At 72.6% G+C, this 15,161-nt stretch carries 11 protein-coding genes; 7 read left to right on the top strand and 4 right to left on the bottom strand.

Going from position 1 to position 15,161, the window contains the following annotated elements; translation table 11 throughout:
* Positions 1-56: 56 nt before the first annotated feature.
* The 3 genes from OH804_RS01820 to lipB all read left to right on the top strand — a co-directional run bounded on the left by OH804_RS01820 (position 57) and on the right by lipB (position 3,927).
* Entirely contained in the window at positions 57-1,889 is a 1,833-nt protein-coding gene (locus OH804_RS01820; RefSeq protein WP_406062344.1) for a DUF2079 domain-containing protein, read from the top strand.
* Between the two features lie 57 nt (positions 1,890-1,946).
* Complete coding sequence (locus OH804_RS01815; protein WP_406062342.1) at positions 1,947-3,188, top strand: TolB family protein; 1,242 nt, start codon at positions 1,947-1,949, stop codon at positions 3,186-3,188.
* A gap of 97 nt (positions 3,189-3,285) precedes the next feature.
* The gene (gene lipB / locus OH804_RS01810) at positions 3,286-3,927 is read left to right on the top strand and encodes a lipoyl(octanoyl) transferase LipB (protein WP_406062340.1); all 642 of its coding nucleotides are present in this window, start codon (positions 3,286-3,288) and stop codon (positions 3,925-3,927) included.
* Positions 3,928-3,965: 38 nt separating this feature from the next.
* On the opposite strand, the gene aspS is transcribed toward lipB, so the two are convergent.
* Complete coding sequence (aspS, locus tag OH804_RS01805; RefSeq protein WP_406062338.1) at positions 3,966-5,252, bottom strand: aspartate--tRNA(Asn) ligase; 1,287 nt, start codon at positions 5,250-5,252, stop codon at positions 3,966-3,968.
* A gap of 452 nt (positions 5,253-5,704) precedes the next feature.
* Between aspS and lipA the strand changes: the two genes are divergently transcribed.
* On the top strand, positions 5,705-6,700 hold the full coding sequence (lipA, locus tag OH804_RS01800) for a lipoyl synthase (protein WP_091407425.1): 996 nt from the start codon (positions 5,705-5,707) through the stop codon (positions 6,698-6,700).
* 53 nt (positions 6,701-6,753) lie between these two features.
* Positions 6,754-8,457 carry a hypothetical protein gene (locus OH804_RS01795; protein ID WP_406062335.1) on the top strand — a complete coding sequence of 568 codons (1,704 nt, stop codon included), beginning with the start codon at positions 6,754-6,756 and terminating at the stop codon, positions 8,455-8,457.
* Positions 8,458-8,519: 62 nt separating this feature from the next.
* Here OH804_RS01795 and OH804_RS01790 read toward each other — a convergent pair whose 3' ends face one another.
* Complete coding sequence (locus OH804_RS01790; protein WP_406062333.1) at positions 8,520-11,414, bottom strand: AAA family ATPase; 2,895 nt, start codon at positions 11,412-11,414, stop codon at positions 8,520-8,522.
* A 119-nt stretch (positions 11,415-11,533) separates the two neighbouring features.
* Complete coding sequence (locus OH804_RS01785; RefSeq protein WP_167493919.1) at positions 11,534-11,704, bottom strand: hypothetical protein; 171 nt, start codon at positions 11,702-11,704, stop codon at positions 11,534-11,536.
* Positions 11,705-11,911: 207 nt separating this feature from the next.
* Here OH804_RS01785 and OH804_RS01780 point away from each other — a divergent pair, with 207 nt between their 5' ends.
* Complete coding sequence (locus OH804_RS01780) at positions 11,912-12,598, top strand: DUF4191 domain-containing protein (protein ID WP_196919011.1); 687 nt, start codon at positions 11,912-11,914, stop codon at positions 12,596-12,598.
* A gap of 257 nt (positions 12,599-12,855) precedes the next feature.
* Here the strand turns inward: OH804_RS01780 and OH804_RS01775 are convergent, their stop codons facing one another.
* Positions 12,856-13,254 carry an RDD family protein gene (locus OH804_RS01775; RefSeq protein WP_196919012.1) on the bottom strand — a complete coding sequence of 133 codons (399 nt, stop codon included), beginning with the start codon at positions 13,252-13,254 and terminating at the stop codon, positions 12,856-12,858.
* Between the two features lie 262 nt (positions 13,255-13,516).
* Between OH804_RS01775 and glnA the strand changes: the two genes are divergently transcribed.
* Positions 13,517-14,941 (top strand): type I glutamate--ammonia ligase, encoded by a 1,425-nt coding sequence (glnA, locus tag OH804_RS01770; RefSeq protein WP_406062330.1) that lies wholly within the window; start codon positions 13,517-13,519, stop codon positions 14,939-14,941.
* Positions 14,942-15,161: the final 220 nt, after the last annotated feature.

Here is a 15,161-nt window from a genome sequence, read left to right as displayed (position 1 = left end):
TCCCCTCCTTGCAGGTCTGACCGGCCCGTCCAGGTCCGGTTGGTAACGTCCGCTGCGTGCCGTCCTCCCCGTCGCTGGCCACCGGGCCCGCACCCGCGTCAACGCCGCGCACCGTCCGGGACCGCCGGGCCGACCTGATCGTCGTGCTGGTGGCGCTCGCGCTCGCCGTCTGGGTGACCAGCGGGCTGTGGCGGGACCCGAACGTCCGCACCATCACCGTCAACTCCAGCGACCAGGCGCTGTTCGAGTGGCTGTTGGCCTTCGGCGGGCACGCGGTCACCCACGGCGACAACCCGCTCTTCACCTACCTGATCAACGTGCCGGACGGCGTGAACCTCGCGGTCAACACCTCGATCACCGTGTACGCGGTGGTCTTCGCCCCGCTCACGTACCTGATCGGACCACCGGCGACCTTCCTGGTGATCCTCACCCTGAACCTGCTCGCCACCGCGCTGGTCTGGTACTGGCTGCTCTCCCGGCACCTGGTGCGCAGCCGGCTGGCCGCCGGGGTCGGCGCCCTGTTCATCGCCTACTCCCCCGGCATGGTGTCGCACGCCAACGCGCACCTGAACTGGACCGCCGGTTGGCTGGTGCCGCTGCTGATCTGGCGGTTGTTCGCGCTGCGCCGCGCGGGGCACTGGCTGCGCGACGGGGTGATCCTCGGCGTGCTGGTCGCGGTGGCCTTCTCGATCGCCGCCGAGGGGCTCTTCTTCACCGCGCTGGCGCTGGGGGTGTTCGTCGCCATCTGGGCGCTGCACCCGGCCAACCGCGCGGAGGCACGTGCCGCGCTGCCCACCTTCCTGCGCGGGCTGGGCGTGACCGCCGTGGTCGCCGGCGTGCTGCTGTCGTACCCCTTGTGGTTGCACTTCGCCGGGCCACAACGGTTCCACGGCACCGGCTTCGACCCGGTGATCCACTCCGAGGACATCGCGGCGTTCGCCGCCTTCCCGCGCCGCTCGCTGTCCGGCGAGGCCGGGCTGGGCACCTCGCTGGCGCCGAACCCAACCGAGGAGAACTCGTTCTTCGGCATCCCGCTGCTGGTGCTCACAGTGGTCTGTTTCGTCGCCCTCTGGCGGCGGGCCGACCCGCACCGCCGGGCCACCCTCTGGGCGCTGGGCGCCCTCGCGCTGATCTTCACGGTGCTCTCCTTCGGCCCGGTCGCCAAGGTCGACGGCCGACGCACCGACCTCCCCATGCCGTTCGACCTGGTCGGGCAACTTCCGGTGGTGAACGCCGCGCTGCCGGCCCGACTGGCGCTGGTGGTCGCGCCAGTGGTCGGGCTGCTGCTGGCGTACGCCGTCGACCAGCTGCGCGCCGCACCACCACGGCACCGCTCCACGGAGCTGGCCTGGCTGGTCGGCTTCGCGGTGGCCCTGGTGCCGCTGCTGCCCACCCCCCTGCTGACCGACGAGCGGGAGCCGATCCCGCGCTTCATCACCTCCGGCACGTGGCGGGACTACGTGTCCCCCGACGGGGTGCTGACCCCGGTGCCGCTGACAGTGGACATCTACCCGGACGGCCAACGCTGGCAGGCGTACGCGCTGTCGCACCGGCAGGGCGAGTTCGAGATCCCCGGCGGCTTCTTCCTCGGCCCCGGTGGGCCGGACGGGCGGGGCCGGATCGGCCCGGTGCCGCGCACGCTGAGCGCGTTGATGGACCAGGCCGGCCGTACCGGGCTGGTTCCCATCGTCACCGACGGGACAATCCGGGAGGTCCAGTCGGACCTGCGGCACTGGCGCATCGAGACGGTGGTGCTCGCCGACGAGGTGCACGGCGCGAAGTTCGAGGTCGACGAGGAGGCGCTGCGGCGTACCGGCACCGCCCTGTTCGGCGAGCCGCAACGGGTCGACGACGTCTGGCTCTGGCGCATCCCACCGGCCGACCGGTAGGCCGCGACACGGCCGGCGGGGGCATCACGACCGGTCGCCATCGCGTCTAATGGGCCGATGAGATTGACCGGCGGGCGATTGCGGCGTGCTGCCGTGGTCGCGCTCGTGCTGGGGCTCGTCGCGCTCGACACACCAGCCGCAACGGCCGCCGGGAGCGCGGCCGGGGTGGTGCCGACCCGGGTGCACGATCCCTGGCTGTGGCAGGCCACGGTGGGGCAACGCCCGGCCGGTCCGGCCGCGCTGCTGTTCTTCACCGACCGCACCCGCTATTTCGAGTCGACAGGTGTGCTGGTCGACCGGGACGGCGCGTACCGGCTGATCCCGATACGCATCGGCGAGGGGCACGGACTGCTCTCCCCGGATGGACGGCACTACCTCCGGCCGTACTTCGGCGAGCTACTGGATCTCACCACCGGCCGGCAGCGCCGCACGGTGAGCACGGGCGTGTACCCGATGGCATGGTCGCCGGACGGGCAGCAGGTGCTGGGCACCCGCAGCAACGATGACAGTGTGATCAGCTTCGGGCCGGACAATCAGCAGCTCAACGACCCGGAGAAGCCCGACGACCTGCTCGTCGTCGACCCGTTCCGGGGCACCGAGCGGACGCTCGACGTCGGCACCTTCGCCGCGCACACCGCAGCGGCCTGGTCACCCGGTGGCGACCTGGTGGCGGTCACCGGCTCGCCGGACGTGCCAGCCCAGCTCGCTGAGCGCCAGCGACTGGTGGTCGTCGACCCGGCCGGCGGCGGCCCTCGTTGGCAGGTCGACCTGGGCGACCGGCGGATGTTGGCCGGTCCTGCCGCCTGGCATCCCGACGGCCGGCGGCTCGCGCTGCTCGCCTTCGACGGCTGCGCCGGCCCCAGGTGCACATCCGAGCAGGCGGCGGCGCGCACCTGGCGGATCGAGTTCCTGGACACGGCCACCGGCCAAGCCGTCGGCCAGGCCCTGCCGGCCGGCATCTCGGCCAGCGGGATCATCGGCTGGCGCGGCGACGACCCGGTCCTGCGGTATGTCAGCGAAACGGAGGCGGACACGGACCGGCAAGCCTTTCTCGCCGCGCTGTCGCCCGACGGCGGTCGTGAGGTGTTGGTGACCACGCCGGTCGGGTCGACCGACCTGATGGTGCCGGGCGACCTGCTGACCCGGGCCGCGTTCGGCGGGCCGGAGCCCCGGCCGTCACCGTTCGCCGCCCCGCTCTGGGTCTACCTGACGCTGGCCGTGCCAACGCTGCTCGCGATCGCTCTCGTCGTCCGCCGGACTCGTCGCCGCCGCATTGCGACGGCCCCGGCTCCGGCGTGACGACGAGCCGCCGAGGTGTGCCGCGACCGGCACGACGAAGCCCTGGTGAGGTGGCTCACCAGGGAAGATCGCCGGTAGCGGGACTAGGCTTGTTGCCGTGACGACGACGACCCCCGGCCTGACGGCCGTCCGCGCCGGCCTGCTCGACTACCAGGCCGCCTGGGACGAGCAGCGGCGCCTGCACGAGTCGGTGGTGGCTGGCGAGCGCGGCGACACAGTGCTGCTGCTGGAGCACCCGAGCGTCTACACGGCGGGCAAGCGCACCGAACCGTGGGACCGGCCGATGGACGGCACTCCGGTCGTCGACGTGGACCGCGGCGGCAAGATCACCTGGCATGGGCCGGGGCAGCTCGTCGGCTACCCGATCCTGCGCCTGCCCGACCCGGTGGACGTGGTCGCCTACGTGCGCCGGACCGAAGAGCTGCTCATCGACGTGTGCGCCGAGGTCGGGCTGACCGCCGGTCGGGTCGAGGGGCGCAGCGGGGTCTGGGTGCCCGAGGACGACCGGGGGCCGGCCCGCAAGGTGGCGGCCATCGGCATCCGGGTGGCCCGGGGCGTCACCCTGCACGGCTTCTCGATCAACTGCGACTGCGACCTGACGTACTTCGACCGGATCGTCCCGTGCGGCATCCGGGACGCGGGCGTCACCTCGCTCACCGCCGAGCTGGGCCGCCCGGTCAGCGTCGCCGACGTGCTGCCGGTGGTCGAGCGTCGACTCTCCACCCTCATCGAGGTCTGAGCTGCGGCCCCCGGCGGCGACGCCGGGGGCCGCCTCGCTCATGGCGTCAGGCGGTGCAGGTCACGCGGGAACGCGGTGACCTCCCGGATGTTTGCCGCGCCGACCAGCCGGGCCACGAACCGTTCCAGGCCGATGGCGAAGCCACCGTGCGGTGGCATGCCGTGCCGGAACGCGTCCAGGTAGCCGACATACGGCTCGACCGGCTCACCCCGGGCCGCCAACGCCGCCAGGTAGTCGGCGTGGTGGTGCAGCCGCTGCCCGCCGGTGACCAGCTCCAGACCACGAAAGAGCAGGTCAAAACCGTTCGAGTACGCGGGCCGCTCCGGGTCGGGGTGGGTGTAGAAGGGCCGCTTGGCCATCGGGTAGCCGGTGACGAAGAGGAAGTCCGACCCGTGTTCACGCACTGCCCACTCGCCCAGCGCCCGTTCGTGGGCGGGAGCGAGGTCCGGCTCGTCGGCGGGCGCGCCGGCGATCGTCAGCGCCTCGGTGAAGTGCACCGCCGGGATCTGCGCCGGCACCTGCGGCGGCGTGACGCCGAGCGTCGCCAGAGCGGCGCCGGCCCGCCCGCTGACCGCGTCCAGCATCCCGGCCACCGTGTCGCGCAGCACGCGCATCACGTCCCGGTGGTCGGCGATGAAGCCCAGCTCCGCGTCGAGCGACGTGTACTGGGCGAGGTGCCGGACGGTGTCGTGCGGCTCGGCCCGGAAGACCGGCCCCACCTCGTAAACACGTTCGAAGACGCCGACCATCAGCTGCTTGTAGAACTGCGGCGACTGGGCCAGGTACGCGGGCCGGCCGAACCAGTCCAGCGCGAACACGTTCGCTCCGCTCTCGGTGCTGGAGCTGACCACCTTCGGTGTGTGGACCTCCACGAAGTCGTGGGTGTCGAGTGCGGCCCGGAAACCGGCCACCGCCGCCGCCGAGATCCGCAGCGCGGCCGACCGGGTGGTGTGCCGCAGCGCGGTGGGCGCGTTGTCCAGCTGGGTGGGCAGGCTCGCGGTGAGCGCCGGCCGGTACAGGTCGAACGGTGGCGGTGTGGCGGGCGACCCGAGTGGACGTACCGTCGGGTCGGTCAGCTCGACCCCGGCGGGCGCGGTGTCGTTCGCGGTGGCCGTCGCGGTGACCTCGACGACCGTCTCCTCGGTGAGTTTCTCCAGCTCGGCGCGGACGGCCGGGTCGGTGACGACCACCTGGGCCAGGCCGGTGGCGTCCCGCACGATCAGGAAGGCGACCGACTTGAGCAGTCGGCGGCGGTGCACCCAACCGGCGATCCGCACTGTCGTGCCGATCCTGGCGGGCAGTTGCTGGGACAGGGTTCGTTGCATGGCGTACTGCTCCTCGGTCGATCGCCACGCCGTCGCCGCCCTGGGGAAGCGATGCGTGGCATCAGCCCCAGGGAGGTGTGGGCGAGCGGGAACCTCGCGGTGCCACCACACCTTCACCCCCGCCGAAGCGGGGGCCTCTTTCGTCGCCTGATGACCGGGGCCAGCCGGGCGGGCTCTACTGGGCGCGGGTGACCCGCGGCCGTTCTTCCCGCAGCTCGGGAGGGTCTTCGCGCCCCGGCGCCAGACCGCCTCTCAGCACCGGCGGCTCTCTGCACTGGCGGGTCGGGGGCTACTCGGCTCCGTCGTCGCTGTTGGCGGTGACCGTAGCACCCGAATCCCGCTCGTGTGACGCACATTTTCGACACCCCGGTGTCCGGCGTCACAACGTTTGGGGCGTGACGCCGGTCGCCTGACGCACATAGACACCTGCCGTCCGGCGTAGGCTCATTTTCGTGACGATCGAGCACTCCGCGCCGACGACCGGCCAGGCAGCGCGCACCGCAACGGCGGCCCCCGAGGGGCGGCGTCTGCTGCGGATCGAGGCGCGCAACGCCGAGACGCCGATCGAGCGCAAACCGCCATGGATCAAGGTCAAGGCCAAGATGGGGCCGGAGTACACCCAACTGCGTGGGCTCGTCTCGCGCGAAGGGCTGCACACCGTCTGCCAGGAGGCCGGCTGCCCCAACATCTACGAGTGTTGGGAAGACCGGGAGGCCACCTTCCTCATCGGCGGTGACCAGTGCACCCGGCGCTGCGACTTCTGCCAGATCGACACCGGCAAGCCGGCCGAGTTCGACGCCGACGAGCCGCGTCGGGTCGCCGAGTCGGTCGTCTCGATGGGGCTGCGGTACGCCACCATCACCGGTGTCGCCCGTGACGACCTGCCCGACGGCGGCGCCTGGCTGTACGCCGAGACCGTCCGACAGATCCACGCCCTGCAGCCCGGCTGCGGCGTCGAGCTGCTGATCCCGGACTTCAACGCCGTCCCCGAGCAGTTGGCCGAGGTCTTCAGCTCCCGCCCCGAGGTGCTGGCCCACAACGTGGAGACCGTGCCGCGCATCTTCAAGCGCATCCGGCCGGCGTTCCGCTACGACCGCTCGCTGGACGTGATCCGGCAGGCCCGCGCCGACGGTCTGGTCACCAAGAGCAACCTCATCCTCGGCATGGGCGAGGAGCGGGCCGAGGTCTCGCAGGCGCTGCGCGACCTGCACGAGGCCGGCTGCGAGCTGATCACCATCACGCAGTACCTGCGCCCCTCGCCCCGGCACCACCCGGTGACCCGCTGGGTCAAGCCGGAGGAGTTCGTGGAGCTGCGCGAGGAGGCCGAGGAGATCGGCTTCGCCGGCGTGATGAGCGGGCCGCTGGTGCGTTCGTCGTACCGGGCCGGTCGGCTCTACAAGCAGGCCATCGACGCCCGCGCCGCCGCGTCGGTCGCCACCGCCAGCTGACTCCGCCGGCAGCGCCGCACGGCCGTTCGGCGTCCGGGTGTCATGATCCTGTGATGACCGTCGGCGTACGCGAGCAGCCGCGCGGCGCGGACTCGCCGCGCCCGCGACCCGGCGCACGCCCCGGCCTGGTCGGTTGGCTCACCGGGTTGGCGGTGCTCGCCGGGGTGGGCTACCGGCTCTGGCTGCTGACGCAGGCCGCGCCGCCGACGAACAGCGACGAGGCCACAATGGGGCTGGCCGCGCTGCACATCGCCCGGGGCGAGGACTTCCCGGTCTGGTTCTACGGCCAGCAGTACATGGGCACGCTGGAGGCGTACCTGGCCGCGCCGGTGTTCGCCCTCGCCGGTGGGCCGTCGCTGCTCGGTCTGCGGCTGCCCACGCTGGCGCTGTACACGCTGTTCCTGCTGCTGGCCTGGCGGTTGACGCTGCGGCTGACCGGGGACCGGTGGTTCGGGCTGCTGATGGTGGCGCTGCTTGCCCTCGGCTCCGACCGGATCGTCAAGAACCAGCTGATCGCCGGCGGCGGCTACCCCGAGATGAACGCGGCCGGGGCGGCGCTGGCAGTGCTCGCCGTGGAGCTGGCCACCGGTCGACCGGGGCAACGATCGGCCGGCTCCGGGGAACCCGACGGGCGGGCGACCGGCACCGGGCGACCCGGCTGGCGACTGGCGCGCTGGGCGACGTGGGGATTCCTGGCCGGGCTGATGCTCTGGGTCGACCCGCTCGTGCTGCCGTACGTCGCGGCGACCGGCGCGGTGCTCGTCGGGTTCTGCCGCCGGGAGCTGTGGGGCACCGCCGGGGCACTGCTCGGGGCGGCGGCCGTGCTGGGGGCGGCCCCGCTGCTGCTGCACAGCCTGCTGACCGGGCGCAACCCGCTGCACGCGGTGCTCGCGGCCAGCGGCGCGAACGCCACCGCCGGCTGGACGGACCGGCTGCACGGCGGCCTGCTGCTCGGCCCGCCGCTGGGCATGGGTTTCTGCGCTCCCGGGCAGTGCGCCAACTGGCAACTGTGGTGGGCGCTCGCCCTGCCGCTGCTGCTGGCCATCGCCACCGTCACCGCCTGGCGGGCCCTGCGCACCCGCGAACCGGCCGCTGTCGGCCCCGGCACGGTGTCACCCCGGGTGGCGGCGACGGTCCGGCTGGCGCTCGTGCTGGCCGCCGTGGTCACCCTCGGCGCGTACACGGTGAGCAGCTCCGCCGGGCTCACCCCGGTGGAGAGTTCCCGCTACCTGTCCTGCCTGCTCATCTCGTTGCCGGCGCTGCTCTGGCCGGTGTGGGCGGCGGCCCGGCACGGGCTGCGAACGGCAGTCGCCGACCGGCACGGTGTCGGGTCGACGCTGACCCGGTCGGTCGCTGTGGTGGTGCTCGCCGCCACGCTGGGCACCGCCGCCCACGCCACCTGGCAGGCAGCGCAGACCGTCCCGGCGACCCGGGCCGCCGAGGCCCGGCACACCGAGCTGGTGAGCACCCTGCGCCAGCTCGGCGTACGACACGTTCGCTCCGGCTACTGGAGCTGCAACCGGCTCACCTTCGCCAGCGCCGAACAGGTGGTCTGCGCCGTCGTCGACGACACACTGCGCCCCGGTTTCGACCGCTACCCCGCGTACCGCCGGGAGGTCGACAGCGCGGCGGCACCGGCCTGGGTCGCGCCGGCCGGCTCGCCCCTGGCGGAGGTGCTCGACGAGCGGCAGCGGGTCACGCCCGGCAGCCTCGACCTGGTCACCATCGAGGGCTGGCGCATCTACCTGCCGCGCTGACCTCGGCGGTGCACGTCAGCCCGGCGACCTCGGCGCGCGGCCCGGCGGTTTCGGCGCGCGCGTCAGCGCGGCGCGGCGGTCTCGGTGAGCAGGCCGAGGCGGTGGGCCAGGGCGGCGGCCTCCACCCGGTTGGTCACGCCCAGCTTGGCGATGATCCGGGAGACGTGCACGCTTGCCGTCTTCGGAGAGATGAACAACCGCTCGGCGATCCGGCTGTTGCTGTGCCCCTCCGCGACCAGACGCAGCACCTCCCGCTCCCGGGCGGTCAGCAGGTCCGCGCCGGCCCCGCCCCCGGACGCGCCACGCAGGCCGACCCGCCGCGCCAGGGTTGCGGCCGCCTCGACCAGCGGCGCCGCGCCCAGCCGCCGCCCGATCTCGGTGGCCTCGGTGACCGCCGCCGCCGTCTCGTCGCGTTCCCCGGCTGCTGCGGTCGCCTCGGCCAGCGCCAGCAGCGCCCGGCCCAGCGGGTAGGGCTGCCCGTCGGCCCGCCACGCCTCGACCGCCGTACGCCAGGCCGGCAGCGCCTGGTCGCCGACAGCGAGCAGCGCGGTGACCTGGGCGGCGTGCGCACGGGCCGCCGGGTGAAGCGCCGGCAGGTCGGCGGCGAGCGCCGCCACGGCGACCGCCAGCTCCCGGTCCCCCACCCGGGCTGCGGTACGCGCGGCGGCGCTGAGCACCGGCCAACCCTCCCGGGGCAGCTGCGGCAGGCTTCCGTCGGCCACCGCGACGAGGGCCGCCCGTACCGCCTCGACCTTGTCGTCAGCGGCCAGCGCCGCCTCGATCGCCAGCTCGTGCAGGGGCAGCCGGTGGTTCGGCCACAGGTACGGCCGGTTGAGGAAGGTGAGCGCCCGGTCCACCAGCTCGTCGGCGCCCGGATGGGCGCGGGCCAGCCGCAGCCCGGCACCCAGCTGGAGCCAGTGCAGCCCGGTCACACCGGACAGGTCGATCCGGGCGGCCTCCGCGCAGACCGCCTCGGCCTCGTCCCACCGACCCAGCGCGATGAGCGCCTCGGCCCGGTTGGAGAGCAGGTACGCACCTGTGGAGCGGCTGATCCCCACCCGTCGCGCCTCGGCGACGCCAGCCTCGGCGGCCTGCGCGGACTCGGCGTAGCGGCCCAACTCGCAGAGCATGTCCGACTCGAACACCATGGCGAGCACCAGTGTCGGCGCGTCCCCCGCCGCACGGGCGGCGGCAACCGCCCGGCCCAGCTCGGCCAACCCGCCGGTCAGGTCCCGCTCGCCGTGGCAGAGCAGCGCGATCCGCGTCGACAGCAGGGCCACGTTCACCCCGAACGCCTCGGCGTCGGTGGCGGCCTCGGCTGCCACCCGGGCCGCCTTCTGCGGGTCGATCTTGACCAGGTGGGTGGCGATGTCGGCGAGCAGCCGAACCCGCTCCGCGCCGGGCGGGCCACCGGCCGCCAGCCGGTACGCCTCGTCCAGCTCACGGCTGCCGTCGCTCTTGCCCAGCAGGGCCATCAGTCGACCGCGCTGGTCCAGCAGGCGGGCGGCGCGCAGCGGCGCGGCGTCGGCGTCCACCTCGGCCAGCCCGGCCCGGGTCAGGGTGATGGCCCGACTGAAGTCGCCGGCGGTGACCGCGGCGTCCAAGGTCTGCTCCAGCAACGCCAGGTGGTCCATGCCGAGCAGGTCGGCGGCGTCCGGCACCAGCTCCCACAACTCCAGCGCCCGCTCCAGAAGTCGGCGCTGCTCGGCGTACGCGTACCGGTCGGCGGCGGCGCACGCGGCGGCTCGCGCGGCGACGAGGGCACGCGGGTGGTCGTGCGCGGCGTGCCAGTGGTGGGCGATCTCGGCCGGGGCCCGGCCGGCGGCGACCAGGTGCGGCTGGGCCTCGATGGCGGCGGCGAAGCGGGCGTGCAGCCGGGCGTGCTCACCGGGCAGCAGCTCGTCGTGCACGGCCTCGCGGACCAGCGCGTGACGGAACTCGTAGTCACCGTCCCGGTCGGCCACCACCAGTTGGGCGGCGACGGCGGCGCGCAACGCGTCCTCCAGCTCGGCCTCGGGCAGCCCGGCGACCTCGGCGAGCAGGTCGTGGGCGAAACGGGTGCCGCCGGCGGCCGCGATCCGCAACACCCGCTGGGCCGGCTCGGGAAGCCGGTCCACCCGGGCCAGCAGCAGGTCACGCAGTGTCTCCGGGAGCGCCGCGCAGCCGATCGGGTCACCGGCGACGGCCAACTCCTCGATGAAGAAAGGGTTGCCCTGGGTGCGGTCGTGGACGTCGTCGACGGCGCGGGCGAGCGGCTCGGCGCCGAGCAGATCGGCGAGGATCGCGGCGGTGCCGTCGCGGTCCAGGCGGCCCAGCTCGACCCGTTCCACACCCCGGGCCCGGTCCAGCTCGGCGAGGAACGGGCGCAGCGGGTGGCCGCGCTGCAACTCGTCGGTGCGGTAGGTGCAGACCAGCAGCAGCCGGCCCGGCCTCGCCGCCCGGACGAGGAAGCCGATCAGGTCGCGGGTGGAGCGGTCGGCCCAGTGCAGGTCCTCGATGATCAGGACCAGCGGGCGAGCATCGGCCAGCCGCTGGAACAGTTCGGCGACCAGGTCGAACAGGTAGCCGCGCGGGGCGTCGCTGAGCGGGACGGCACGCGGGGTGGCCAACGTCGCGGCGCGGCCCAGCTCCGGCAGGAGCGGGGCGAACTCCGCCTCGTATCCGGCGAAGACCTCGGGGCCGTCGGCGCGGAGCACCGCCCGCAGCGCGGCGGCGAACGGGGCGAACGGCAGACCCGCCTCCCCCAACTCCAGGCACTGGCCGACGAGCACCCGCGCCGCGCCGTCGGTGGCCCAGCCGGCGAAGTCCTCCAGTAGCCGGGTCTTGCCCACGCCCGCCTCGCCGCCGACCAGCACTGTGGTCGGCTCCCCGGCCCGCGCCCGGCCCAGCGCGCCCCGCAGTGCCGCGATCTCGCGGTGACGCCCGACGAGGACGGAGCTGGCAGCGCGTACGGTCACGTGTTCGAGCATGCCATGGCGGCCCGCCCCGCCGGCCCCGCCGATCGGCCGGTGGCCGGGCGGCGGGGTCGGGTCGGGGCGGGCCGGTGCGGTGGACGTGGCAGCCGCGCTGGGCGCGGTCACCGGCGGGCGTCGCTGGTGCGACCGGCCTGCCTGCGCCGACCCAACCACCCTCGGCTGACCGGACGTGACAGCGACCGGGCGAGCCGGTCGGCGGCCGCGTCGGCGCGCAGCTCGGCGGCGTGGGTACGGTGCAGGGTGAGCAGGAAATCAGCGTCGTTGCCGAACATGTCGGGCTCCTTCGTGGCGTCGTCGTCTTCTGTTGACGACTCTTCGCGCGAAGGCCCCACCCGGGCATGGGCATGGCGCCTCATCTTCCCCGCCCACAGCCTCCTTACCCGGCCCGTCCGGGCACGTACGGCGACGTAAGGTACTCAGCTGCCCGGGCACCCGGACGCGGATCAACCGGGCCGGCGGCGACCACTAGACTCTGCGGCATGGCAAAGCCCCAGGAGAAGGTCTCGTTCGGCCAGCGGCTGAAGCAGATCGGGATGGTGTTCCAGTTCACCGCCAAGCAGGACCGGTGGTTCGCGCCGTTGGTCGCCGCGGCGGTGCTGATCCCGCTCGCGCTCACCGTGGTCGCGGTCATCCTCTGGGGCTGGATCTGGCTGCCGATCGGCATCCTGTTCGTCCTGCTCGCGGTGCTGATCGTGCTCAACCTGCGGTCCAACAAGGCGATGATGAACGCCGCCGAGGGGCAACCCGGCGCGGCGGCGCAGATCATGGAGAACATGCGCGGCGACTGGCGGGTGACCCCGGCGGTCAGCTCGACCACCCAGATGGACATGGTCCACCTGGTGATCGGCCGCCCGGGCGTGATCCTGCTGGCCGAGGGCAACCCGCAGCGGGTGCGCGGCCTGCTCGGCCAGGAGAAGCGGCGGCTGTCCAAGGTGATCGGCTCCGCTCCCCTGCACGACTACGTGATCGGTCAGGAGGAGGGCGAGCTGCCGATCCGCAAGCTGCGGACGACGCTGCTGCGCCTGCCCCGCGCCCTCTCCGGCAAGGACGTCAACTCGCTGGACAAGCGACTCAAGGCGCTCACCGCCCGGCCGCAAATGCCCAAGGGCGCGATCCCGAAGAACATGCGGCCGCCAGGCGCCTTCCGCCAGTCGCGGGGCCGCTGACCCCCCAGGTGTACGCGAAGGAGCCGGACCCACACGGGTCCGGCTCCTTCGCGTACACCCCATGCCGCCCCACCCCGGGCCACCCTCGCCCTCGCGCTCGTCCTGAACCTCAACACCGTTGCGCAGCGCCTCGTCGATCATGGAGTTGTGGTGGGTGACGAAGTGCCCGTACAGCCCCAATCCAGGCACCACAACTCCATGATCGACCGAACTCGGACGCGATCCAGGACTCCCGGATCGGCCTTGGCGGGGTTGGCCTAGCCGCGGGGGGCGTCGACGATGACCGAGTCGGCGAGTCGGTCATGCAGGCCGCGCCGGTGCTCGTCCATGATCAGTGCGGGGACGACCAGGGCCAGCAGCAGGCCACGGATCAGCCCCCGGAGCACGCCGATCCGGCCACCATCGTGCCAGTTCACGCAGCGGATCTTGGTGATGTACATGCCCGGCGTCTGGGCGAACAGGCCGAGGAAGATGCCGTACACCAGCACCAGCACCAGCACCGGGGCCCAGCCGTCGCGTACCGGGTCGGCGAAGAAGTTGGACACCAGCAGGCAGAGCACCCAGTCGATGATCAGCGCACCGAACCGCTTGCCGAGGCTCGGTGGGGCGAAGGTGGGGTCGGTGGCCGGCGCTGCCGGGGCCTGCGGATTGCTCACAGCGATCAAGGGTATCCGCGCCCGGATGAGGCGCTGCCGGGTGTCGCCACCACTGCGTGCCGATTCGGGCCAAAGGCATCAGATGTCATTACACTGGCCCAGCCGGTACGGCGTTCGCGCAGGCTGAGTGCGTGGACAGGAGCGTCGCTGACGCTCCGCGAGGGACGTAACACGGCAGAAACACTCAAGACATGGCCGGGCAACCGCTTGGCCCTAGCGTCGCCAGAAGCCTAGCCACCCCGTGGACGTGCCAGGAGGATGTGTGTTCGCCAATCCCGAGGAACTGCTGCGATACCTCAAGAACGAGGACGTGAAGTTCGTCGACGTTCGTTTCTGTGACCTGCCCGGCGTGATGCAGCACTTCAACCTGCCGGTCGAGTCCGTCAACGACGACCTCTTCACCGACGGCCTCGCGTTCGACGGTTCGTCGATCCGCGGTTTCCAGGCGATCCACGAGTCGGACATGCTCCTGCTCCCGGATGTCGCCACCGCGTTCATCGACCCGTTCCGCGCGCAGAAGACGCTCGCGCTCAACTTCTTCATCCACGACCCGTTCACCCGCGAGGCCTACAGCCGCGACCCGCGCAACGTGGCGAAGAAGGCCGAGGCGTACCTGGCGGCGAGCGGCATTGCCGACACCGCCTACTTCGGCGCCGAGGCGGAGTTCTACATCTTCGACTCGATCCGCCACGAGACCTCGGCGCACCAGTCGTTCTACTACATCGACTCGATCGAGGGCGCCTGGAACACCGGCCGCGAAGAAGCGGGCGGCAACCTCGGTTACAAGACCGCGTACAAGGGCGGCTACTTCCCCGTCCCGCCGGTCGACCACTACGCCGACCTGCGTGACTCGATCGTGCGCCGCCTCGTCGACACCGGCTTCAACGTGGAGCGCTCGCACCACGAGGTGGGCACCGCCGGCCAGTCCGAGATCAACTACCGGTTCTCCACCCTGCTGCACGCCGGTGACCAGCTCCAGCTCTTCAAGTACATCGTGAAGAACGAGGCGTGGGCCAACGGCAAGACCGCGACGTTCATGCCCAAGCCGCTCTTCGGTGACAACGGCTCCGGCATGCACACCCACCAGAGCCTCTGGCTCAACGGTGAGCCGCTGTTCTACGACGAGACCGGCTACGCCGGCCTGTCCGACATGGCCCGCTGGTACATCGGCGGTCTGCTGCACCACGCGCCGTCGCTGCTCGCCTTCACCAACCCGACGGTCAACTCGTACCGTCGCCTGGTGCCGGGCTTCGAGGCGCCGGTCAACCTGGTCTACTCGCAGCGCAACCGGTCCGCCTGCACCCGCATCCCGGTCACCGGCGCGAACCCGAAGGCCAAGCGCGTCGAATTCCGCGTTCCGGACCCGTCGGCCAACGTCTACCTGGCCTTCTCGGCCATGATGATGGCCGGCCTCGACGGCATCAAGAGCAAGATCGAGCCGCCGACGCCGATCGACAAGGACCTCTACGACCTCCCGCCGGAGGAGTGGGGCGACGTCAAGCAGGTGCCGGGCTCGCTGCCGGCCGTGCTCGACTCGCTGGAGGCCGACCACGACTACCTGCTCGACGGCGGCGTCTTCACCCCCGACCTGATCTCCACCTGGGTCGACTGGAAGCGCGCCAACGAGGTCGACCCGGTGCGTCTGCGCCCGACCCCGCACGAGTTCGCCATGTACTACGACTGCTGAGCAGTCAGATGCACGACGACTGCTGAGCAGTCGCTAGAACACCGGCCGGGCCGGCTCCGCTCACCGCGGAGCCGGCCCGTTTCCGCTCCGACACCTCCCCCGTAACGCCGCGCACTCCGCGCACTCCGCGCACGCCGAGCGCCCCGCGCCCCGCACCCCCGCGCCCCGCACCCCCGCGCCCCGCGCCCTCGCGCCTCGCGCCTCGCGCCAAGATCCGCGC

Source organism: Micromonospora sp. NBC_00860 (genome assembly GCF_045207375.1).
Taxonomy (GTDB): domain Bacteria; phylum Actinomycetota; class Actinomycetes; order Mycobacteriales; family Micromonosporaceae; genus Micromonospora; species Micromonospora vinacea.
Note: the sequence above shows the minus strand (reverse complement) of the source record. Positions and strands in the feature narration are given on the sequence as shown.

What these genes read in the sequence shown, in the direction of transcription:
- OH804_RS01815 (WP_406062342.1), top strand. Translation starts at nt 1,947, where the DNA reads ATGAGATTGACCGGCGGGCGATTGCGGCGTGCTGCCGTGGTCGCGCTC.
- aspS (WP_406062338.1), bottom strand. Translation starts at nt 5,252, where the DNA reads ATGCAACGAACCCTGTCCCAGCAACTGCCCGCCAGGATCGGCACGACA.
- OH804_RS01785 (WP_167493919.1), bottom strand. Translation starts at nt 11,704, where the DNA reads ATGTTCGGCAACGACGCTGATTTCCTGCTCACCCTGCACCGTACCCAC.
- OH804_RS01780 (WP_196919011.1), top strand. Translation starts at nt 11,912, where the DNA reads ATGGCAAAGCCCCAGGAGAAGGTCTCGTTCGGCCAGCGGCTGAAGCAG.
- OH804_RS01795 (WP_406062335.1), top strand. Translation starts at nt 6,754, where the DNA reads ATGACCGTCGGCGTACGCGAGCAGCCGCGCGGCGCGGACTCGCCGCGC.